At 37.8% G+C, this 21800-nt stretch carries 19 protein-coding genes; 5 read left to right on the top strand and 14 right to left on the bottom strand.

Annotated elements, in window-relative coordinates; genetic code table 11:
• Positions 1-240 precede the first annotated feature (240 nt).
• The 3 genes from JK629_RS01695 to JK629_RS01685 all read left to right on the top strand — a co-directional run bounded on the left by JK629_RS01695 (position 241) and on the right by JK629_RS01685 (position 5884).
• Positions 241-3450 (top strand): SusC/RagA family TonB-linked outer membrane protein, encoded by a 3210-nt coding sequence (locus tag JK629_RS01695; protein ID WP_202336919.1) that lies wholly within the window; start codon positions 241-243, stop codon positions 3448-3450.
• An 11-nt stretch (positions 3451-3461) separates the two neighbouring features.
• Positions 3462-4919, top strand: a complete 1458-nt coding sequence (locus tag JK629_RS01690; RefSeq protein ID WP_202336918.1) for a SusD/RagB family nutrient-binding outer membrane lipoprotein — start codon at positions 3462-3464, stop codon at positions 4917-4919.
• Positions 4920-5047: 128 nt separating this feature from the next.
• Complete coding sequence (locus tag JK629_RS01685) at positions 5048-5884, top strand: zinc-dependent peptidase (RefSeq protein WP_202336917.1); 837 nt, start codon at positions 5048-5050, stop codon at positions 5882-5884.
• Here JK629_RS01685 and JK629_RS01680 read toward each other — a convergent pair.
• From JK629_RS01680 to rpsO, 10 genes are all read right to left on the bottom strand, one after another.
• Positions 5865-6857: a YpdA family putative bacillithiol disulfide reductase gene (locus JK629_RS01680; protein WP_202336915.1), complete on the bottom strand. Its 993-nt coding sequence runs from the start codon at positions 6855-6857 to the stop codon at positions 5865-5867. The two genes, JK629_RS01685 and JK629_RS01680, sit on opposite strands and share 20 nt — an antisense overlap.
• A 6-nt stretch (positions 6858-6863) precedes the next feature.
• Positions 6864-7523 (bottom strand): ribulose-phosphate 3-epimerase, encoded by a 660-nt coding sequence (gene rpe, locus JK629_RS01675; RefSeq protein WP_202336914.1) that lies wholly within the window; start codon positions 7521-7523, stop codon positions 6864-6866.
• 5 nt (positions 7524-7528) lie between these two features.
• Positions 7529-7978 (bottom strand): BLUF domain-containing protein, encoded by a 450-nt coding sequence (locus JK629_RS01670; RefSeq protein ID WP_225626213.1) that lies wholly within the window; start codon positions 7976-7978, stop codon positions 7529-7531.
• 70 nt (positions 7979-8048) lie between these two features.
• On the bottom strand, positions 8049-8912 hold the full coding sequence (locus JK629_RS01665) for a sigma-70 family RNA polymerase sigma factor (RefSeq protein WP_045080767.1): 864 nt from the start codon (positions 8910-8912) through the stop codon (positions 8049-8051).
• A 116-nt stretch (positions 8913-9028) separates the two neighbouring features.
• Complete coding sequence (locus tag JK629_RS01660; RefSeq protein ID WP_202336912.1) at positions 9029-9649, bottom strand: hypothetical protein; 621 nt, start codon at positions 9647-9649, stop codon at positions 9029-9031.
• Between the two features lies 1 nt (position 9650).
• A complete protein-coding gene (locus JK629_RS01655; RefSeq protein ID WP_202336911.1) occupies positions 9651-10196 on the bottom strand; it encodes an RNA polymerase sigma factor in 546 nt (181 codons plus the stop codon).
• 16 nt (positions 10197-10212) lie between these two features.
• On the bottom strand, positions 10213-10869 hold the full coding sequence (locus JK629_RS01650) for a hypothetical protein (protein WP_202336910.1): 657 nt from the start codon (positions 10867-10869) through the stop codon (positions 10213-10215).
• Between the two features lie 17 nt (positions 10870-10886).
• Positions 10887-11921 carry a hypothetical protein gene (locus tag JK629_RS01645; protein WP_202336909.1) on the bottom strand — a complete coding sequence of 345 codons (1035 nt, stop codon included), beginning with the start codon at positions 11919-11921 and terminating at the stop codon, positions 10887-10889.
• 107 nt (positions 11922-12028) lie between these two features.
• Complete coding sequence (locus JK629_RS01640; RefSeq protein WP_202336908.1) at positions 12029-14263, bottom strand: polyribonucleotide nucleotidyltransferase; 2235 nt, start codon at positions 14261-14263, stop codon at positions 12029-12031.
• A gap of 180 nt (positions 14264-14443) precedes the next feature.
• Positions 14444-14713 (bottom strand): 30S ribosomal protein S15, encoded by a 270-nt coding sequence (rpsO, locus tag JK629_RS01635; RefSeq protein ID WP_202336907.1) that lies wholly within the window; start codon positions 14711-14713, stop codon positions 14444-14446.
• A 168-nt stretch (positions 14714-14881) separates the two neighbouring features.
• On the opposite strand from rpsO, the gene JK629_RS01630 reads away from it, so the two are divergent.
• On the top strand, positions 14882-15715 hold the full coding sequence (locus JK629_RS01630) for a hypothetical protein (RefSeq protein ID WP_202336906.1): 834 nt from the start codon (positions 14882-14884) through the stop codon (positions 15713-15715).
• Positions 15716-15759: 44 nt separating this feature from the next.
• On the opposite strand, the gene accD is transcribed toward JK629_RS01630, so the two are convergent.
• Genes accD through tamL form a run of 3 tightly spaced genes read right to left on the bottom strand, consistent with a single transcriptional unit; the run spans position 15760 to position 20360 of the window.
• A complete protein-coding gene (accD, locus tag JK629_RS01625) occupies positions 15760-16626 on the bottom strand; it encodes an acetyl-CoA carboxylase, carboxyltransferase subunit beta (protein WP_202336905.1) in 867 nt (288 codons plus the stop codon).
• 40 nt (positions 16627-16666) lie between these two features.
• Positions 16667-17734: a class II fructose-bisphosphate aldolase gene (gene fbaA, locus JK629_RS01620; RefSeq protein ID WP_202336904.1), complete on the bottom strand. Its 1068-nt coding sequence runs from the start codon at positions 17732-17734 to the stop codon at positions 16667-16669.
• Between the two features lie 43 nt (positions 17735-17777).
• Entirely contained in the window at positions 17778-20360 is a 2583-nt protein-coding gene (gene tamL / locus JK629_RS01615) for a translocation and assembly module lipoprotein TamL (protein WP_225626083.1), read from the bottom strand.
• Positions 20361-20372: 12 nt separating this feature from the next.
• On the opposite strand from tamL, the gene JK629_RS01610 reads away from it, so the two are divergent.
• The gene (locus JK629_RS01610; protein WP_202336903.1) at positions 20373-21101 is read left to right on the top strand and encodes an RNA methyltransferase; all 729 of its coding nucleotides are present in this window, start codon (positions 20373-20375) and stop codon (positions 21099-21101) included.
• On the opposite strand, the gene porT is transcribed toward JK629_RS01610, so the two are convergent.
• Positions 21088-21798, bottom strand: coding sequence for a type IX secretion/gliding motility protein PorT/SprT (gene porT / locus JK629_RS01605; protein ID WP_202336902.1), 711 nt, complete (start codon positions 21796-21798; stop codon positions 21088-21090). The two genes, JK629_RS01610 and porT, sit on opposite strands and share 14 nt — an antisense overlap.
• Between the last annotated feature and the right edge of the window lie 2 nt (positions 21799-21800).

Here is a 21800-nt window from a genome sequence, read left to right as displayed (position 1 = left end):
ATAAAGTGTTTGAAATTTTTTTAAATATTCTTCGCGACTTATTTATTACTAACAAATTTGGGCGTCCCTCTCAATGCCTTAGAAAATCAAGGTTTTATAGAGTTTTGTTTAAAGTTTTAAACCGAAAGAGATTTTTTAAATTAACTTTTTGATAAAATTTTCATAATCTACTACCTATAAAAGTTGGAATTGTAAGATTTTATTGGCACTTTTGAGGTGCTAATTCAAACAAACAAAAAAATGAAAACAAAGTTTAGTGGAATTTTGACACTATTATTAGTGTTGATTGTGCAGCTCGCTTTTGCACAGGAAAAAACAATTTCCGGAATGGTGACCGATGACACGGGTCTGCCGCTTCCAGGAGTTAACATAATTATTAAAGGTACAAGCACTGGAACACAGTCTGACTTTGATGGTAACTATACCATTGACGCTGCAGTGGGCCAAACACTTGTTTATAGTTATGTAGGTTTTGAGACCCAAGAGATTACTGTTGGGGCCTCAAATAAAATTGACGTTACAATGCAGGCTGGTTCAGTTCTGGACGAGGTGGTGGTAACTGCACTTGGGGTATCTCGTGAAAAACAATCACTAGGTTATTCCACGCAGCAAGTAGGCGGAGAGGAAATCTCCACGACAGCAACTAACAACTTTACCAATGCGCTTTCTGGTAGAGTTTCAGGTCTTAGCATTAGAAGAAACAATAACCTTGGGGGTTCTACCAATGTGGTTATAAGGGGTAATACCTCTTTAACTGGTGATAACCAAGCATTGTTTGTTGTTGATGGTGTTCCTATCAGTAACAGAAACACAAATGACGCTGCGCAAACTCAGGCTAGAGGTAACTACTATGATTATGGTAATGCCGCTGCAGATATTAATCCAGATGATATCGAGTCAATTAACGTGCTAAAAGGAGCTGCTGCTTCTGCACTTTATGGTTCACGTGCCGCAAACGGGGTAATAATCATTACTACCAAAAAAGGTAAAAAAGCTAAGGGGCTGGGAGTAACAATCAACTCTAATGCTCAGGTTGGTTTTATTGATAAGAGTACTTTTGCTGAATATCAGAACCAATATGGACCAGGTTACGGTGATTACTTCACATTTGAAGATATCAATGGTGATGGTATTGATGATCAAGTGGAAAACTATGTAGATGATGCTTCATACGGGCCTGCATTTGACCCGAATCTATTCATCTATCAATGGGATTCTTTTGATCCATCTTCACCAAGCTATTTACAAAGAAAACCTTACGTTGCGGCAGAGAACGGTCCTATTACCTTCTTTGAAACTCCCATTACCCTAACAAACTCCATTTCTATATCAAATGGCCTTGAGAATGGTTCGTACCGTTTGTCTTACACTAAATTGGATCAATCCGGTTTGTTGCCTAATAGTACCTTGGACAGACACAACTTTATCTTTAGCGGAACATATAATGTTAGTGAAAATTTAACCGCTAGCGGTTTCGCAAACTATATTAAGACTGATGCATTAGGACGTAACTCTACAGGTTATAATGACAACGTTGTAGGTAACTTTAAGCAATGGTGGGCAGTAAGTACAGATATTAAAGAACAAAGAGATATTTATTTTGCAACTCATAGAAACGTGAGCTGGAACCCAGCAACTTCTGAACCCGGTTCAGCTCCTATCTATTGGGATAACCCTTATTGGACACGTTACGAAAACTATCAGAATGACGGAAGAAACCGTTTTATCGGTAACTTTGAGTTAAACTATGAATTGGCTGAATGGGTTAATGTAACAGGTAGAGTTTCTACTGATACCTATAACGAAAACCAAGAAGAGCGAAGAGCAGTTGGATCTGTTGCGACTCCTTTTGGTGTAGCCCGTGGAAATGTGGATTCAGGTTATTTAAGAAGAGATATTACTGCTTCAGAAACAAACTATGATTTGATGTTTAATTTTGATGCAGATTTTTCTGAAAGTATCAGCTTTGCAGGTATCTTAGGGACAAATATTCGTAGAAATGAATTTAATTCAATAACATCTTCTACAGCTGGCGGATTAGTAGTTCCTGGGCTATACTCTTTACAAAATAGTGCTTCACCGCTTCCAAATCCAGTTGAACAGGCTGAAAAAATTGGAGTTGATGGTGTATACGCAAGTGCATCTTTTGGCTTTGGCAATGTTGTTTTCTTGGATGGTACTATTAGAAGAGACCATTTCTCTACCCTTCCAAAAGATGAAAGCTCCTTTTATTACCCATCGGTTTCAACCAGTTTTGTATTCAGCAAATTACTGAATGTGAATGCCATATCATTTGGTAAATTACGTTTAAACTATGCTGAGGTAGGTAACGGAGCTCCGTTTGACAGATTGGTTGATACCTATGTTATTAATAACGACATAGGAACTTCTATTCCAAATGTTTCAAATAATCCAAATTTGAAACCTGAAACTACTAAAAGTTACGAAGCGGGTCTTGAAATGCGTTTTGCAAACAACCGTTTAGGTTTTGATGTTGCTTATTACAAATCTAACTCTATAGACCAAATTGTAACAGTTCCAATTTCAGCTGCTACAGGTTATACTGGGAAATTATTGAATGCCGGTGAAATTGAAAACAAAGGTATTGAGGTTTCCTTAAATGCTATGCCTGTTAAAAATGATAACTTTAGCTGGGGCTTGAATGTTAACTGGTCTCAAAACAAAAATGAGGTTATAGAATTGCCAGAAGGTATCGAGACTTTGCAGTTAGGAAGCTTCCAAGGAGGTGTTACTATTAACGCTGTAAAAGGTGAACCTTATGGTGTAATCTACGGACAAGACTATGTTTACCTAAATGGTCAAAGAGTGGTGAACCCTGAAACAGGAAGTTACCTTAAAACTCCAACATCTAACAATATCCTTGGAGATACTAACCCTGATTGGTTAATGGGGATTTCAAATACATTAACGTATAAAGATCTTTCTTTCAGCTTTTTGATAGATATTCAAGAAGGGGGTAGCCTTTTCTCTCTTGATCAATATTATGGACAGGCAACTGGTATCTATGCTAATACTGTTTATACTAACGATCTTGGTAATCCAGTAAGAAATCCTTTAGATGAAGGTGGTGGATATATTAACCCAGGTGTTAACCCTGATGGTTCTGTAAATACCACTAGAAGAGATGCCAATAACTTTAGTGGATTTGGTTACGCTGCACTTCCCGCTGCGGAGTTTGTATATGATGCAAGCTATATAAAACTGCGCCAAGTATCACTTACCTATAATATGCCTTCAAGATTCCTTGATAATACTTTTATGACAGGTTTGTCGTTTAGTGTTACTGGATCTAACTTGTGGATTATTGACAAAAACTTGCCTTATGCAGACCCAGAAGCAGGTTTAAGTTCTGGTAACTTACAAGGATATGTTACAGGTTCATTGCCAACTACCCAAGATTACGGGTTTAACATTAAAGCACAATTTTAATACATAGAAAAATGAAGAAACTGATTTTAATTTTAACAGCGGCCGTATTTGCCGTGTCGTGTTCAGATAACCTTGAGGACCTGAACCAAAATATAAAAGACCCTACTGCGGTTAGCGGTGAGAGTTTGTTCGCTTCTGCACAAAAGCAACTTGCGGATCAAATTGTTACTCCGAACGTAAACCTTAATAACTTACGTTTATGGACCCAGCAATTGCAGGAAACTACTTATACTGATGAAAGTCAGTATGATCAAATTACCCGTGCAATTCCTGATAACCACTGGAGAGAGATGTATAGAGATGTTCTAAAAGATCTTAAAGAAGCAGCAAGAGTTATTGAGGATACAGACAATGATCTTACCAATAACCTAAAGCCTAACAAATTAGCAATTATAGAAGTGCTGTCAGTTTATGCTTATAGTAATTTGGTTGAAACTTATGGGGATATTCCTTACTCTGAAGCATTGGATATTGACAACTTATTGCCAGCCTATGATGATGGTTTAACTGTTTATAAAGATTTACTTTCTCGTTTAAATGCTGCTATTGGCAACATGAATACATCAGTAGGTAGCTTTGACAGTTCAACAGATCTTATTTATGGTGGAGATGTTGCACATTGGAAGAAATTTGCTAATTCGTTAAAATTGAGAATGGGTATCACACTTGCCGATGTGGATGCAGGTTTATCCCAATCTACTGTACAATCTGCTTTTTCTAGTGGCGTATTTACTAGTAATGCCGATAATGGTAGTTACCAATATTCTGGTGCCGCTCCGAACAATAACCCAATGAACGATAATTTAGTTCTTAGTGGTCGTAACGATTATGTTGCTGCGGTTACGATAATTGACATTATGAATGATTTAGAGGATCCAAGGAGAGCCTCTTATTTTACCGATGTTGATGGTGAATATATTGGTGGCCAAATAGGAGAAATATCTTCTTATCCTGATTTTTCACATGTTGCTGACCGTTTGGTGGATCCTTCCGCTCCAGGTGTTTTGCTTTCATATGTAGAAGTTAGATTCTTATTAGCTGAAGCTGCCGCAAGAGGATATTCAGTAGGTGGTGATGCCGAAACGCATTATAACGCTGCCATTACAGCTTCTTTCGATTATTGGAATGCTCCTAACGTAGCAGATTATTTAGCTATGCCTCAAGTTGATTATACATCTGCTTTGGCAAGTAGTATTTCCTCTCCAGCATGGAAACAAGTAATTGGTGTTCAAGCTTATTTAGGACTTTATAACAGAACCTTTGCAAGCTACTTATCAATACGTCGTTTGGACTATCCAATCTTAGCACAACCAACTGATGCTGTTTCTGGTTTCCCTACACGTTACACCTATCCAGTTGTTGAACAAACACTAAATGGTGCTAACTACGAGGCTGCTTCTAGCGCAATTGGTGGAGATGCTCCAGAGACTCAACTTTTCTGGGACAAATTTTACACTTTTGATTTCTAAAAAATAGAGATATTATATTTTGAAAGCCCTGACAATTTTGTCGGGGCTTTTTTATTATATTCCATCTTAAAAAATAATTATACCCTTGAAGCGTTATAACTACTTAAACCTAAGCTTCTTTTTAAAATATGTTGCATTTTCTTAAACCTGAAGCTTACGCTCCTTGGCTAGCCCCTTATGCATATGCAATAGTAATACTGGGATTTACCTTTTTTCTATTTAGAGTTTTTGAGAATTGGTTTGCAGCCCATTTTGACAAACCGCTTTTCAGACACTATTTTGTCTTTAAAAAACTTTCAAATTCACAATTGACAATACTTAAAAATGAATTTGCTTTTTACGGAAAGCTCTCAGAAAAACACAAAAAGCAATTCCAACACAGAGTAGCACAATTCATTTCTGAAAAAAAATTCGTTGGAAGAAGTGATTTGATTATTACTGAACAAATGAAAGTTTTGATTGCTGCAGTAGGTTGCATGCTCAGTTTCGGAAGGAAAAATTATTCTTATTCTTTAATTGATTTCATCCTTATCTATCCCGCTGAATTTTTCAGTACAGTAAATAAAAACTACCACAAAGGAGAATTTAACCCTAGAGAAAAGGCTTTGGTACTCTCATGGAAAGATTTTGAGCAGGGTTTTGCAATAAGTAATGATAATTTGAATGTGGGAATTCATGAATTTATGCATGCTATGCAACTAGAGGCCAAAAGAAGTCGTGATTTGGATTCTATACGGTTTACGAAACAATTTCAAAATATATTGAAACAATTAACCCGGCAAGAGGTAAAAGACCAATTAGACAAGACAGAATACTTTCGCACCTATGCTTTTACCAATCAATATGAATTTATGGCCGTCCTGGCCGAATATTTTTTTGAGTCACCCGAAGATTTTAAACATATTTTCCCAAAAATATATAGCTATACAAAAAAACTGCTCAATTTTAATTTTGCGAACTATTAAGTTTTTTAGAAATATCCTTAAGAATTATTTTAGCGTGTATTCTGGAATTCTCAATAAACCATTTGTGGGTTTCCATTCCACCGCAAATTACTCCAGCCAGATAAAGTCCTGGTATATTACTTTCCATTGTTTCAGGATTGTAAGATGGAAAGTAGTTTCCATCATCAGAAAGCTTAATGCCCAATTGTTTTAAAAAGGAAAAATTTGGTTTATAACCTGTTAGGGCCAATACGAAGTCATTTTCTAATCTGATTGAGCCTTTTGAAGTCTTTATAAAAACTTCTGATTTTGTAATTTTTTCAATTTCAGCATTAAAATATGCTTTAATGCTACCTTCTTTAATACGATTTTCAATATCGGGTTTCACCCAATATTTTACACGTTCGCCTATTCCATCACCTCTTACCACCATTGTTACCTCGCCACCTTTTCGCCATATTTCCAAAGCCGCATCAACAGCAGAGTTGCTAGCCCCTACCACCACTACTTTTTGCATTACAAAAGGATGTGCTTCTTTGTAGTAATGCATCAGTTTTGGCAATTCTTCTCCCGGAACATTTATCGTTTTTGGAATATCATAAAAACCAGTGCTAATGATAACGTTTTTAGCAATATATGTGTTTTTAGCAGAAATAATTTTGAAATATTCATCTTCCTTTTTGGGAGAAATAACTTCTTCGTACAGGTTTATGTTAAGGTTGTTTGAAGTAGCAACTCTTCGATAATATTCCAGAGCCTCATTTCTGTTAGGCTTTGGGTTGTTGCTTATAAAAGGGATGTTGTCAATTTCTAATTTTTCCGAAGTGGAAAAAAAAGTCATATTTAAAGGATAATTAAAAATTGAATTGGTTAGCGCGCCTTTCTCTACCACAACATAGTCCAAGCCTTTCTTTTTGCATGCAAGGGCACATGCAATGCCTATGGGCCCCGCGCCAATAATTAGAACATCTTTTGCAGATTTATCAATAGACATTCAAAATTATTTTAAGAGATCCTTTAACTCAGAAATAGTTTGTGAAGGATTGCTCGCGCCAAATACATAACTGCCTGCTACCAAAACATCTGCGCCTTCATCAACCAATTGTTTTGCATTTTTATTAGTTACGCCCCCGTCTATTTCAATTTTGGTTGAAGCGTCATTGGCGTCAATAATTTTTCGGAGTTGCTTTATTTTTTTATAGGTGTTTTCAATAAAGCTCTGTCCCCCAAAACCAGGATTCACGCTCATCATACACACCAAATCAATGTCCTTGATGGTGTCTTCTAAAAATGAGACATTGGTGTGGGGATTAATGGCAACTCCAGCTTGCATACCTTCAGATTTTATAGCCTGTAGCGAACGGTGGAGGTGCGTGCAGGCTTCATAATGGACGGTAAGGGTGTTAGCACCCAAGTCTGCAAAAGTCTTTATGTAACGATCAGGATCAATAATCATTAGGTGAACATCCAATGGTTTTTTAGCGTGTGCGGCAATACTTTTTATAACGGGCATTCCGAAGGAAATATTCGGCACAAAAACACCATCCATTACGTCAAGGTGAAACCAGTCCGCTTCACTGTTATTAACCATTTCAATATCGCGCTGAAGATTTGCAAAATCTGCCGCAAGTATGGATGGGGCTATAATTGTATGTTTCATTATGTTTAAAGTAAAAAAGGTTCGATAAGTGATTTTATGTTTTTGGGATATTTGTTTTCAAAATCATAATTGGAAAGATAAGTATTCAAACTTTTAATGTCTGATTCGGTTTTTAGTATGCTGAAGTTTGCTTCGTAATTTTGAAAAATTCTATTTTCAATTTGTTGATCAAATATCATCAGAACATCTGTGTGCCTTTTGTCCTTTCTGATTTTTGAAAATAATTCTTTCACGGTGTTTTTACTGCCTTCCAATACTTGAAGAAAGAAATTATTGTTGTAAAGAAGCGCTCCAGTTATATCCAACGATGGATTCATATTTACAATAAATTCAAACAATTTTTCTAACTCTGGATTTTCCAGGGTTTCGGCTTGCTTGCTCAAATAACAGATTGTATGTTCCATGCTGCTGTAAAGATAGAAAAAACCTCCGGTAATCAGCCGGAGGTCATTCATCAATCAAAAAACGAACAGTATTTTCTCAGTAAGACTGAGAAACTGATACTGTAAGTTATCGTTACGGGAATTATCCCAAATAAGTCATCAATATTTTGCTGCGTGAAGTGTGCTTCAATCTGCGAATCGCTTTTTCTTTAATTTGGCGTACACGTTCACGGGTAAGATCAAAGGTTTCGCCTATTTCTTCCAAAGTCATTGGGTGCTGATCACCAAGCCCAAAATATAATCTTATAACATCAGCCTCTCTGGGAGTTAACGTTTCCAAAGCACGTTCAATTTCGGTTCGAAGTGATTCGTGCAATAAGGAACGATCTGGGTTTGGACTCTCACCGCTACGCAAAACGTCGTAAAGGTTACTGTCTTCTCCTTCAACGAGTGGTGCGTCCATGGATACGTGACGGCCGGAGTTTTTCATGGACTCTTTTACATCGTTTATGGTCATATCCAGCTCTTTCGCGATTTCCTCAGCGGAAGGTGGGCGCTCATTGGCTTGTTCAAGATAAGCATACATTTTGTTTATCTTGTTGATGCTTCCAATTTTGTTCAACGGCAATCGCACAATACGCGATTGCTCTGCCAATGCCTGTAAAATAGATTGACGAATCCACCATACGGCATATGAAATAAATTTAAAACCACGGGTTTCATCAAAACGTTGTGCGGCTTTAATAAGGCCAAGATTTCCTTCATTAATAAGGTCTGGAAGGGTAAGTCCTTGGTTTTGGTATTGCTTTGCCACCGAAACTACGAAACGAAGGTTTGCTTTGGTCAATTTTTCCAAAGCGCGCTGGTCACCCGCTTTTATGCGCTGTGCCAATTCTACTTCTTCGTCTGCGGTGATTAAGTCAACTTTTCCAATTTCTTGAAGATACTTGTCTAATGAAGCAGTTTCCCTATTGGTTACCTGCTTTGTAATTTTAAGTTGTCTCATTAAGGTTTGTCCTGTAGATTAAGGTTTAAACTTGTGTATTGGATTATACGTAACAAATACGGAAAAGGTTACAAAAGTTTTATTTTTTTTAAAATTTAACTACAGGAGCTATTTAATTATTGCCTTAAAGTATCGTTTTTATTAATATTTGAAGAATCAAGCTCTCTATTATTTTTTAATATTAAACTGTCAATTTCGCTCTTGTCTTGGGTTACAATTTGCTTACCGTCACGGCTGTTGTAGTAATAATATTTTTCTGAAACTTTAAAACTTTCATCTAAGCTTGTGTTTTTTGAAGCCTTTTTTTCAGAATTCTTTTTTGATTTTTTTTCTTCTAATTTCTGTGGGAAATGAGCAGGCTGATTTTCTTTGGCACTGGTTATTTTACGCAGCTTTTCATCTTGGACTTGCGTGGAAAGTGAATCAATAGGTACAATTTTAAAAGATTTCGCATCATCTATTTTTTCCGAAGAAGCGTTATTCTCCAATTTTTCATTAATATTTTTTGTTGCCGTTGAATTTATTTTTAAAAAATCGCTGTTACCAAAAAACAAAAATGCTCCCGATAAACTTAAAATTAGCCCTCCTGAAATCCAATAGTAAAAGATTCTTTTTCTACGGCGTTTTTCTTTGTTAAGCGAAGTGTTTATCTTCTCCCAAAGCCTGTTTTCGGGAGTTTTCTTTCCTTTCTTCAGCTTATTTTCAAAAAGCTTTCCTATGTCTTTTTTCTCTCCCATTTCAAAATATTTTTGGGTTAATAGCCTCGCTTAAAGCAATGATTTTATCACGTAAAATAAGTTTTGCCCGATGATAGTTTGATTTTGAAGTCCCTTCAGAAATATTTAAAAGTGAAGCAATTTCTTTGTGTGAAAATCCATCCATTTGATAAAGGTTGAACACGAGCCTGTACTGATCCGGCAAATTCTGGATAAGCGTCAAAAGTTGGTCCAGTGAGAGATTTTCTTCATATTCAACTATCACTTCATCTTCCAGTATATCATCTTTAATTTCAACATTTAGCAGCTTTTTGGTTTTGTATTTGTCAATCGCTTTATAAATGGTTATCCGCTTCATCCAACCTTCAAAAGAACCCTTGTTTTTGTATGTTTTTATATTCTGAAATATGGTTATAAAAGCATCGTGTAGGTTGTCTTCGGCATCGGCTTCGTTTCTGCAATATTTCAGAGAGGTAAAATAAAGGGTGTCTTTATACTTCCGGAACAGCTCGTTTTGTGCTGCCCGGTCATTTTTAATGCATTGTTTTATTAATTCTTCTATTTTCAAATAAAATATTGGTTTTTTAGAACGAACGTATAGGTCTCACCAGCGCCTCACTACTTTTGCTAGTATAAAGATTTCGGGTATTTGGTAATGCCGTGGTTATGGAAAAATCATACACCTGATAATTCAAATATATAAATCCACCATTGCCATCGTTTGTTGCCCAACCTTCAGAAGAACTTGCGTAAATTATGAATCCATCTTCAATAGGATCATTGTCTAAATCTGGAAATCCTCCAATTAAATCTCTGTGCTGATATACTAATTCCAATTCATCAATAGAAGGCAAATACCAATCATTAAAGCCATTGACATCTAGGTTTGATGCCAATCTAGCTGCAATATCCGGATCTCCGCAAAAATTTAAAATAGCCGTCGTATTTTGCATGCCGAAACCAATACCGTTATTCTGTGCTATGGGTTCCGTGGGCGGTTCAAAGTCTGGGACGGAACCGTCATTGTAAAAACAGCCCCAATCTCCCAATCCTAAATCTGCCGTATGCGCAATTAATCCGTGTTGACCAGTTTCATCTATATAAAAGATTTTTCCTCCTTGGTATTCCTGCCCAATTTCTAGAATTAATTCTTCTTCAGGGATTTCATCACTGCTGCTGCAAGCTGAAAATACACTTAAGAGTATTATTGAAAAAGCGAAAAAAAGATACTGTTTTTTCATATTGAATGATTTAATTATTAACATTGAACTGCTTTTAAAATTATAGGTAAAAATGTAACATATTCGCCAGTATTTGCATCGTCAAATCTAATATAGATTACTTGTGGGTTGATGCTGTTTTCGTATAGCAAATTTCCAATTGGGTTGGCCCTGGCAAGCATATCTTCATAAGTTTCAAAATATGTTGCAATTACCGTTTCTGGATTATTTATTCCGGTAAGAGGAAAGAAACATTCAAAATAACTTTCCAGATCAAACATTGCCCTTTGGGAACCGGGGTCAATTTCGCATTCCTCAAAAAGAAATTTTCGGCAGGGCTCATAGCAGTCCTTTATGAAACGATAGCTATCCGTTCCATTTGATATTTCTAATTGTGTTTCGTCAAAACTGACCACTTTCCAATCAAAATTCCAGTCATCGCTTACATTTTCATCGCCTGTGATAAAAATATTGAGGTGCAATTCATCCTCAATAAAATAGTTGACCCAAGTTCCTCCAAAAGCATGCTCTTGGAAGTAAAGTCCTGCATTTCCGAAATTACTAACTTCAAAATAGGAATTGTCATACTGACTATTGGGGCCATCCAGATGATCTATTTGCCATATACAAAAAGTTTCCGTTAGAATATTGTTGCAAGTTATAATTGTATCTGCGTCCAAACATTGGTCTATTGCTTCTTTCAGTTCGTCGTTGTTATTTATTACATAGGGCTGACCGTTGTTTAGAATACTGCTTATTGGATAACTTAGACTGATGGATTTTCCTTCTTCCAAAGTGCCTAAAAAATCACTGAATTCAATATCGCTATTTATAAGTTGGTAGCCGAAGATGTCCATGTTCTCATCATAAATAACAAGTGTAAAAGCGTAGTTGAAGTCTATACAGGTAATTTCGTTGTCAAAATCTTTTCCTGCAGCTCTTTCTATCAGGTTGTAAAGTTCAGAGTTTACCTGAATCACTTTTGAGGGATCCGCTTTGCTGATGGGTTCGTCTTCACAGGAATTAAAAGTTATAAATAGAAGTATTAAGGGCAAAAACCAAAAATTTTTCATAATCGTTTTATTGCGGTGTTTCCCTATAGTCTGACAATTTTTAAAAGGTTGCGTGCTAAATAAAAAAAGCCCTCATTTCTGAAGGCTTTTTATTTACTAAAAAAGAATTAATCTCTCTTTCTATCTCTATCGCGATTGTCACGGCCACGGTTGTCGCGTCCACGATTATCACGTCCGCCGCTTCGGTTGTCGTCGCGTGGTGGGCGTTCTTTGTAGCCTTCCGGTTTTGGCAACAATGCTTTTCTTGAAACTTTATCTTTTTTGGTTCTAGGATCGAAACCAAGGAATTTCACATCAAACACATCACCCATATTTACAACATCGGATACATTTTCTGTACGTTCCCAAGCAAGTTCGCTCACGTGAAGCAAGGTCTCGTTTCCAGGAGCGTCTGTGTACTCCACAACAGCCCCAAAATCAAGCATCTTAATAACTTTCACTTCGTAAACACTACCCACTTCTGGCTTGAATGTAAGCGAATCAATCTTCGCCAATACGGCATCAATTCCTTCTTGGTTTGTTCCAAGAATTTCCACGATACCTTCTTCGGTAACAGGATCTTCGTTGATTACAATTGTAGTCTTTGTAGCTTTTTGAAGCTCTTGAATTACTTTTCCGCCAGGTCCAATTAAAGCACCAATATATTCGTTTGGAATAGTAACGGTAACCATTTTTGGAGCGTGAGGCTTCACATCTGCATTTGGTGTTGCAATGGTATCCGTCAATTTTTCAAGAATATGAAGTCTACCGGCAGCAGCTTGTTTCAGCGCATTTACCAAAATTTCATAGGAAAGGCCTTTCACTTTAATGTCCATTTGGCAAGCGGTAATTCCGTCAGCCGTTCCGGTAACTTTAAAGTCCATATCTCCCAAGTGATCTTCATCACCCAAAATATCTGAAAGTACTGCGTATTTTCCAGTTTCACCATCAGAAATCAATCCCATTGCAATCCCTGAAACTGGTTTTTTCAATTGAACCCCAGCATCCATCAACGCCATTGTTCCGCTGCAAACCGTTGCCATAGAAGAAGAACCATTAGATTCCAAAACCTCTGAAACCACACGAACGGTATAAGGGCAATCTGCAGGAATCATTCCTTTCAATGCGCGTTGCGCCAAGTTTCCGTGACCAACCTCTCTACGGGAAGTACCGCGGATTGGGCGGGCCTCACCAGTTGAGAAAGGAGGGAAGTTGTAGTGAAGATAGAAGGTCTCTTCGCCTTCAAAAGATGGCATGTCAATTTGGTTTGCTTCGCGAGAAGTTCCCAAAGTAACGGTTGCCAAAGCTTGTGTTTCACCACGTGTAAAAATAGCCGAACCGTGGGTTGAAGGAAGGTAATCAACCTCACACCATATTGGGCGAATCTCGTCTGTTTTTCTTCCGTCCAAGCGCAAACCTTCGTTTAAGGTAAGATCGCGAACGGCAGCTTTTTCTGCTTTGTAATAATATTTTGAAATTAAATCTCCAAAATCTTCCAATTCCTCTTCAGAAAAAGTTGCTTTAATTTCCTCCTTAATTGCATCAAAAGAAGCACTACGTTCGTGTTTTGCGGAAGCAGATTTTGCTACGGCATACACTTTATCGTAGGCCAACTCGTGTATTTTCTTTTTCAAATCATCATCTTCGCGCTCTGGTTCATATTCACGAACTTCTTTTCTTCCAACAGCCTCAGCCAACCTTATTTGGGCATCAATTTGTTTTTTAATGGCTTCGTGGGCAAATTTAATCGCCTCTACCATTTCTTCTTCTGAAATTTCTTTCATCTCGCCTTCAACCATCATCACAGAATCTGCAGATGCGCCAATAACCATATCGATGTCAGATTCCTCCAATTGAGCACGAGTTGGGTTAATGATGAATTTACCATCTATTCTTCCCACACGCGCTTCAGAAATTGCACATTCAAAAGGGAAGTCGGATAGCTGGATAGCTGCGGAAGCGGCCAAACCTGCCATTGCATCTGGCATTACATCCTCATCGTGGCTCATCAATTGGATCATCACTTGGGTTTCGGCGTGATAATCTTTTGGGAAAAGTGGACGCAGTACGCGGTCCACAAGGCGCATTGTAAGTACTTCGCCATCGCTTGGTCTTGCTTCCCTTTTGAAGAAACCGCCAGGGTAACGACCCGAAGCAGCAAATTTTTCACGATAATCTACGGTTAATGGTAGAAAATCAACATCGCTCTGTTTGTAGTTTGAAACTACGGTACAAAGCAGCATACATTTTCCGGATTGCACAACTACAGAACCGTGTGCCTGTTTTGCCAATTTTCCGGTTTCGATGGAGATTTCACGTCCATCACCAAGGTCTATGACCTCTCTAAATACTTTAGGTATCATTTGTTTTTCATTTTGTCCTTAAAACGGACGGTTAAAAATGGTCAACGACTGTTTATCAGTCGCGTGTTGTTGTGTTGTTGTGGTTGACCAATGAAAAACCTAAGGGTAGCTTTTCTGTGTGTTTCAGAAGTAAGTTCTGAAAAATTAAAAATGAAGGGCTCGTAAGAGCCCTTTAAAATATTACTTACGTAATCCTAATTCTTTAACGATTGCACGGTAACGAAGAATATCTTTTTTCATAAGATAATCTAGTAGCGAACGTCTTTTACCTACCAACATTACCAAAGAACGCTCAGTGTTATAGTCTTTGTGGTTTGTTTTAAGATGCTTTGTTAAATGCTCGATGCGATATGTGAATAGCGCAATCTGTCCTTCTGCTGAACCAGTATCAGTTTTAGACTTTCCGTGTTTTTCGAAAATTTTACCTTTTTCTTCTGTGGATAAATACATGCCAATATTATTAAAATGATTTTTATGTACTGATTACCATTTTGATAATCAAGGTTGCAAAAGTACAAAATCGATTTTGAAATAGCTGTGTTTCAAATAAAAATTAATTCAAATATATTGAAATGAGGTTTTCAGCGTTATAGACACCTAACCCCTAAACCTTAATGTATGAAAAACATCATTTTTAAACTTTTTTTTACCTTGCTTTTTGGAGGATTTTTTCTTTTTACAAGTTGCGATAAAGAAGATAACGATCCTAAAGAAGAAGTGAATTTTAATTCGGATAATTCGGCTAGAGCTGCAAAAATGGATAATGTTGCTGAAGGAACCTTTAATATAATGGAGCAGGCGTTTGTTGAAATAGAAGTAGAGGGCCGTGGCATGAATCAGCTATCTTTATTTCCAGAATGTACAGAGATTACTGTGAGTGTTCAAGGTAATAGTGTCTTGGTTTTGATAGATTTTGGCGATTCCTGTACATTAAACAATGGAAACGTTGTTTCTGGAAGTATTATTTTGGATTATGGTCCTTTGGTGGGGGGCACTTATACGGTAACTTACATATATAATGATTTTATTTTCAATGATAATGGCGTGAGCGGCGGCGGTGAATTTTTATATGAAATTGCCAATCAAAATGGAAACCCACAATCAACTTTGAATGAAAGTATAACTGTTAGTTTTCCTAACTCAACCATAACAGGAACCCGTAACGGCCTACGTGTTTCTGAATGGGTTGAAGGTGTTGGCTCCGGCACTTGGTTGGATAATGTGTATCATGTAACCGGAAATTGGCAAACCGAATTCACCAATGGTTTTGAAAGAAGCGGAGCGGTGACTGATACTTTGGTGCGTAAATTAGCTTGTAGATATCTGGTTAGTGGAGTACTGGAAGTAACCCAAGACGGCGTAACGGCAGCTATTGATTTTGGTGATGGTACATGCGATAACCAAGCAATTTTTATTTTTAATGGAGAAGAATATCCATTTATAATGAATTGAGATTAAAAAAATGAAAAAAAGCTGCTCGAATAGAGCAGCTTTTTTTATGCGGTTTTTTCACGAAGTGGTCTATTCAAAACCAAATCGAGATAAAGATTTATTTTTCTTTTGAGATCGCGGCGGTGGGTAATAAAATCGAGGAAGCCGTGCTCTAATAAAAATTCAGCAGTTTGGAAACCTTCAGGTAGTTCTTTTCCTGTAGTATCACGAACTACGCGTGGTCCTGCAAAACCTATTAAGGCTCCAGGCTCGCTAATATTTATATCTCCTAACATAGCAAATGATGCGGTCGTTCCTCCTGTGGTTGGGTCTGTGCACAATGAAATGTAAGGAATTCTAGCATCGCTTAACTGAGCAAGTTTTACACTTGTTTTGGCAAGTTGCATCAGTGAAAGGGCAGCTTCCATCATTCTGGCGCCGCCGCTTTTTGAAATTATTAGCAAAGGTATTTTCTTTTGAAGAGAATAGTCAGCAGCACGTGCAATTTTTTCGCCTACAACGCTTCCCATAGAACCTCCAATAAAGCTAAAGTCCATACAGGCAACTACCAAATCTGCTCCCATGGATTTTCCAACGGCACACCGAATAGCATCTTTAAGTCCAGTTTTATCTTGGGCTTCCTTAAGCCTATCGGTATATTTCTTTTTGTCCTCAAACCTTAAGGTGTCTTGGGACGTAAGGTTTTTATCAAGCTCCTTAAATTTGTTATCGTCAAAAAGGATTTCAAAGTATTCTTTACTTCCTATGCGTACGTGATACCCATCTTCGGGACTTACGTAAAAATTCTTTTCAAGCTCTTCGCTATCAACAATTTTTCCGGTGGGCGATTTGTACCATAATCCTTTTGGTACGTCCTTTTTTTCTTCGGTTGGGGTTTGAATTCCCTTTTTTGTTCTTTTAAACCAAGGCATAAACTACTGTTTATTTAATGTTTATATTATCAATGAAGGTTTATAGCGTATTGACGTTGTTCAAATCTTCAAAAGCTTTTTCAAGTCTTTTTCTGAATGTGATTTCGCCTTCGCGAAGCCATTTTCGTGGATCGTAATATTTTTTATTTGGAAGGTCATCGCCTTCGGGATTCCCGATCTGAGTTTTTAAATACTCCAGATTATTCACCATATAGTTGCGTACACCTTCTGTAAAAGCAAATTGCATATCGGTGTCAATATTCATTTTTATTACGCCGTAGCTAATGGCTTCGCGAATTTCTTCCAAAGTAGAACCACTTCCGCCGTGGAAAACAAAATCTATCGGGTTATGGCCAGTATTGAATTTTTTCTGAACATATTCCTGAGAATTTTTAAGAATAACGGGAGTCAGCTTTACGTTTCCGGGTTTGTACACCCCATGCACATTCCCAAAGGCCGCAGCTATGGTAAATTGGTCGCTTATTTTTGAAAGCTCTTCGTAAGCATAAGCAACCTCTTCGGGTTGGGTGTATAGTTTTGATGAATCTACATCGGTATTATCCACGCCGTCCTCTTCACCACCTGTGATTCCAAGCTCTATTTCTAGTGTCATCCCTATTTTGCTCATGCGTTCCAAATAACGTTTGCAGATTTCAATATTTTCTTCGATAGGTTCTTCGGAAAGATCTATCATATGCGAACTGTATAGGGGTTTTCCGGTTTCTTTGTAAAATTTTTCACCTGCATCCAGCAAGCCGTCAATCCAAGGAAGTAATTTTTTTGCACAATGATCTGTGTGAAGTATTACCGTGGCGCCATAGAGCTTTGCAAGTTCATGAATGTGTTTTGCCCCGGCAACACCTCCCGCTATTGCAGCTCTTTCGTTTTCATTCGAAAGTCCTTTACCTGCATTAAAATGTGCTCCGCCGTTTGAAAACTGAATAATAACGGGGGAATTTAGTGCGGCAGCAGTTTCCATAACGGCATTAACGCTATCAGAACCCACAACATTTACTGCTGGCATAGCAAAACCTTTCTCTTTTGCGTATTTATGTATTTTTTGAACTTCTTTTCCGGTTGCTACACCGGGTACAATTCCGTGGCTCATAATTAAATGTGTTTAGCAAGCAAAAATAACAAATTTATATGGTTTAGAAGGGATAGTTGATGCCTATATTGTAAACTGCCTCGCGGAAACTATAGTCTGTAAACCACCTCTCGCCAACAGGTTTTCCGGGGTTGTGGGTTTTAAAACCTACATCAAATCGAAATACAAAAAAGCCGAAATCGTACCGAAGCCCAATACCGGTCGCAACGGCAATTTCCTTTAAATCTGCAATGCCATTAAAAACAGAAGCTTCGTCATCAATGTTATCTAGGACGTTCCAGATATTGCCTGCATCTACAAACAAACCTCCCTTAAAATCGCCCAGTATTGTAAAACGATATTCGGCATTAAAGGCAAGCTTGAAGTTTGCATCGTTAAAATCCAGAATACTGCCGCTGCTTCCCGGGCCTACGTCATAAGCTTTCCAGCCCCTATTATCATTTGCTCCCCCGGCAAAATAACTTCGAGTAAAGGGTATGCTGTTACTGTTTCCGTATGGTATTGCAATTCCGCCAAAAGCGCGTACGGCTATTATATTTTTACTGTCTATATCCCAGTGTTTGATGTACTCGACTTCTGGTTTAATATATTGTGAATAAACCACTCCTAATGCCCTGTAATTTCCATCCTCATTTTTTTGTGAGCTGATAAGGCTTGATATTCCTGAAAGCAGGTTTCCTGCAGATTCAATTTTCAGGCGTAGGCGCGAAAAATTATTGTCATTTAAATTTTCTCTAGTATCTCTTGTTAGGGTTACATTTGACGCAAAAATTAAGTTGTTCTCCGTTAATCTGGCCTGACGTTCAGAAATACTTAAAACCTCGGCATAATTATCTGTATTGGCTGGGATGGTTTCGGTTAAAACATCTGAGATGAATTGTTGGGTCTCATTGGGAATTTCAAGGTTCGGGTTGCTTGCTGGATTGTTGAAATCATAATTTAATTCCTGTGCTATTTCATTCAGCCTGTTATAAGAGCTTTTATAAACGTTGTAGTAATTCTCGACATTTAAGTTTCTTACATATTGTAAATTTAATAAGTTTACTTGATAGGTTAGTATTTTTGAGGGTTTCCATCGGTAGTTATAAACCCCATTTATGGTTTGCCTGTCCAGGCCTATGTTGTTCTGTAAACTTGCGCCAAGACTGAGGCTAGTAGAAGGCGACATATACTTGGGAATAAGTTTTTCGGTATTTATGGGAAAAATTATGCGCGGAAATGTAAGTTTTGCATCGCCTCCAAATTCTGAAATATTAAAAAATTTGCTTTCGCTGTCTGCCGCATCTTTTGAAGAACCAAGACTACCACGACCTGAAATTTCAAGTATTTCCGCCCCGCGAAATATATTTCTGAAAATCATGTTTCCACTGAAACTAATTCCGAATTGCTGAATGGTGGACGTGTAGGCATCAAAGTCTACACCTAGGGTAAACCGATCGCGGGGACTTAAAAGAATAGTGGAGTTTAGCAAGCCGCCCGTGGTATCTGAGGCAACCTCAGAATAATTGATATTTGGATATTTAAAAATTCGAAGATCGCTAATCTGATTATAGGTCAACGTGCGGTCTATGTCTTTATAAATATTTCCTGGGATGATGGAAATTGCATCTGTAATGGCTTTGGGGCGAAATCGCATCTTGCCATAACTGAAAAGCTTATACCCTTTGTAACTTATGGAATCTTGAAAAATTTTGTCACGATTTTCATAGGAATAATCGGTCACGATTCTCACCTCATTAATATTGTGCACTTTAAAAGGAACCGTGTAGGTGCTGTCGCCCTCCGTTATTTTTCGGTCTGGAATAATGTAGGTAATATTTGCTTTGTGGTTTGTGTTTACCGTATCGGCTTCAAAACCTACGTATTCCTGTTCAAAGTGGTATAGCCCAGAGTTCCTGAATTGAATGGTGAGCCTATCGCGTTCGTTCACAAAATCATTGGCAGCATATTGTTTTCCAGGAGTTATAAATGATTTGCCTTTGGTGCGTTGAAAAAGGGAATCTACCACTGGCGAGCTAATCTTTTCAATAATGGAATCGCCCACAAAATAAGGTTGGTGTTTTTTTACAAAATAAGTGACTTTTGCGCGTTTTTTCTTTTTTTCGCTCGGCTCAATTTTATAGTCCACTTCATCATTAAAATAGCCGTAACTGGCATACCAGCGTTTTAACCTGACCAATGATTTCTCTATTTTTTGTTTATCGATTATAGCCGGAGCGTCTCCAGATTTTTGAAGCCATTGGTTGAAGTTAACATAACTACTGTCCAATTGGTTTACCTGTTTTTTTGATAAAAGGCGAATAAGTCGTTCCTCGCGTTTGGGGTTTTTATGGAGCCATCTGTTAAAAGTTGAGTCGGGCTGTGGGTCTGCAAGATTGTAAATATGCAGGCCCAATGGCAGGCCAATTAAAGGAATAGAAGTATTTGGTTTTTGCGCTAACTGGCTGTAAACGCCAGTTTCTTTAATTTTCACGCTATCCACCAAAATAATATTTTCTGTGAGCAAATATTTGTCTTCCGGAACCCTCTTTACAGCATTACAGGATAAAAATAAACTTATTAATACTATAAATAGTGATATTTTTGTGAGGTCGCGCTTCAAGTGTACGTTATTATTCAATTTCAAAAATACTATATTTTGGTCAGCAAAAGTCAAACAAAATTAATAACGAGCCTGCAACAAAAAAAGTACCGTAACCAAAGCAGACTTTTTGTGGCGGAAGGCTCAAAAGTTATTGATGAATTGTTGGAGGAGGGCTTGCATCTCCACTCGTTTTTTTCAACCGATGCTGCTCAAATTACCGAAAAAAATCATTTTCAGGTTACCGAAGCAGAGCTAAAAAAAATCAGTTTTCTGAAAACCGCAAACACTTCCTTGGCACTTTTTGAAATTCCGAAACCAAAGCCATTGCAGGATTCGGGTTTGATTGTAGCCTTGGATGCCGTACGCGATCCTGGAAATTTGGGTACCATTATTCGGCTTTGCGATTGGTTTGGGGTGCAGCAATTAATTTGTTCCGAAGACACGGTAGACAGTTACAATCCGAAGGTAGTACAGGCCACGATGGGCTCCTTGGCAAGGGTTCAGGTTCATTATCTGTCTCTTTCAGAATATTTGGAAGAAACCAAACTTCCTATTTTTGGAGGTTTTATGGATGGAAAAAATATCTATTCCGAAAAACTTCCGAAGGAAGGTATAATTGTAATGGGAAATGAGGCAAATGGTATTTCCGAAGAAATAATCAAAAAAATAAACCATAAAGTCGCCATTCCGCGTTTCGGAAAAACCCAAAAAACAGAAAGTCTCAACGTGGCAACGGCCGCGGCAATTCTTTTAAGCGAATTTAGAAGGGCTACTGAAATGTAAAGTTCACGAAAATTCCACGGGTGGATAGCTTCTCTATATTTCCGGTCCACGGACTGTTTGGGTCATCGTCGCGAACCAATTCGTCATTCATTGCAAAAACACCGCGGATGGAAGGTGTAAATTTGAAATAATATAAGTAGAAATCAATCCCAAACCCTAATTCATAATAATTGGTGCTCTTGGTCATACGGAATTTTCCCTGCTCGTTGTCCTCGGGATTGTCTTGATTGCTGGAAAGATTGAGCGAGGTTGAAACACCGCCAATAATAAACGGTTTAATATTGTTCAAGCGTTTTGTAGAGACTTTTAGCAGTAACGGTACATGAATATAGGTTGATTTCACTTCGCGCAGATAATCCTTGGGTTCTTCAAAACCGGGGAAAGTTAAGTTACGCTGTGTAAAATAAAGCCCAGGCTCAAGACGTAGGTTGAAATACTCGTTAATCCGCATATCGCCAATAAGTCCTACATTAAAACCTGCCGATCGCTCTACCAAAATGTCAGTATTGGTATCTGCATATTGGTCTTTATAATCAATTTTGAAATCGTAACTGTTAAAACCTAAAAAGTAGCCCCACGAAAAACGTTTTTTGTCGAAATTTTCCAAATTAGCCAGGCGCTCCTTATTAAAAAACCACTGCGCATTTGCGCTGTTTGCAATACATAAAAGGGCCAGTACAAAAAATAGCTTCTTCATAA

Origin of the sequence: Aequorivita iocasae, assembly GCF_016757735.1 — a bacterium.
Lineage (GTDB): Bacteria > Bacteroidota > Bacteroidia > Flavobacteriales > Flavobacteriaceae > Aequorivita > Aequorivita iocasae.
Note: the sequence above shows the minus strand (reverse complement) of the source record. Positions and strands in the feature narration are given on the sequence as shown.

Excerpts from the sequence above, each read along its gene's own strand:
- JK629_RS01695 (WP_202336919.1), top strand. The coding sequence starts at position 241 with ATGAAAACAAAGTTTAGTGGAATTTTGACACTATTATTAGTGTTGATT.
- JK629_RS01690 (WP_202336918.1), top strand. The coding sequence starts at position 3,462 with ATGAAGAAACTGATTTTAATTTTAACAGCGGCCGTATTTGCCGTGTCG.
- JK629_RS01685 (WP_202336917.1), top strand. The coding sequence starts at position 5,048 with ATGTTGCATTTTCTTAAACCTGAAGCTTACGCTCCTTGGCTAGCCCCT.
- JK629_RS01680 (WP_202336915.1), bottom strand. The coding sequence starts at position 6,857 with ATGTCTATTGATAAATCTGCAAAAGATGTTCTAATTATTGGCGCGGGG.
- rpe (WP_202336914.1), bottom strand. The coding sequence starts at position 7,523 with ATGAAACATACAATTATAGCCCCATCCATACTTGCGGCAGATTTTGCA.
- JK629_RS01670 (WP_225626213.1), bottom strand. The coding sequence starts at position 7,978 with ATGAATGACCTCCGGCTGATTACCGGAGGTTTTTTCTATCTTTACAGC.
- JK629_RS01665 (WP_045080767.1), bottom strand. The coding sequence starts at position 8,912 with ATGAGACAACTTAAAATTACAAAGCAGGTAACCAATAGGGAAACTGCT.
- JK629_RS01660 (WP_202336912.1), bottom strand. The coding sequence starts at position 9,649 with ATGGGAGAGAAAAAAGACATAGGAAAGCTTTTTGAAAATAAGCTGAAG.
- JK629_RS01650 (WP_202336910.1), bottom strand. The coding sequence starts at position 10,869 with ATGAAAAAACAGTATCTTTTTTTCGCTTTTTCAATAATACTCTTAAGT.
- JK629_RS01645 (WP_202336909.1), bottom strand. The coding sequence starts at position 11,921 with ATGAAAAATTTTTGGTTTTTGCCCTTAATACTTCTATTTATAACTTTT.
- JK629_RS01640 (WP_202336908.1), bottom strand. The coding sequence starts at position 14,263 with ATGATACCTAAAGTATTTAGAGAGGTCATAGACCTTGGTGATGGACGT.
- rpsO (WP_202336907.1), bottom strand. The coding sequence starts at position 14,713 with ATGTATTTATCCACAGAAGAAAAAGGTAAAATTTTCGAAAAACACGGA.
- JK629_RS01630 (WP_202336906.1), top strand. The coding sequence starts at position 14,882 with ATGAAAAACATCATTTTTAAACTTTTTTTTACCTTGCTTTTTGGAGGA.
- accD (WP_202336905.1), bottom strand. The coding sequence starts at position 16,626 with ATGCCTTGGTTTAAAAGAACAAAAAAGGGAATTCAAACCCCAACCGAA.
- fbaA (WP_202336904.1), bottom strand. The coding sequence starts at position 17,734 with ATGAGCCACGGAATTGTACCCGGTGTAGCAACCGGAAAAGAAGTTCAA.
- porT (WP_202336902.1), bottom strand. The coding sequence starts at position 21,798 with ATGAAGAAGCTATTTTTTGTACTGGCCCTTTTATGTATTGCAAACAGC.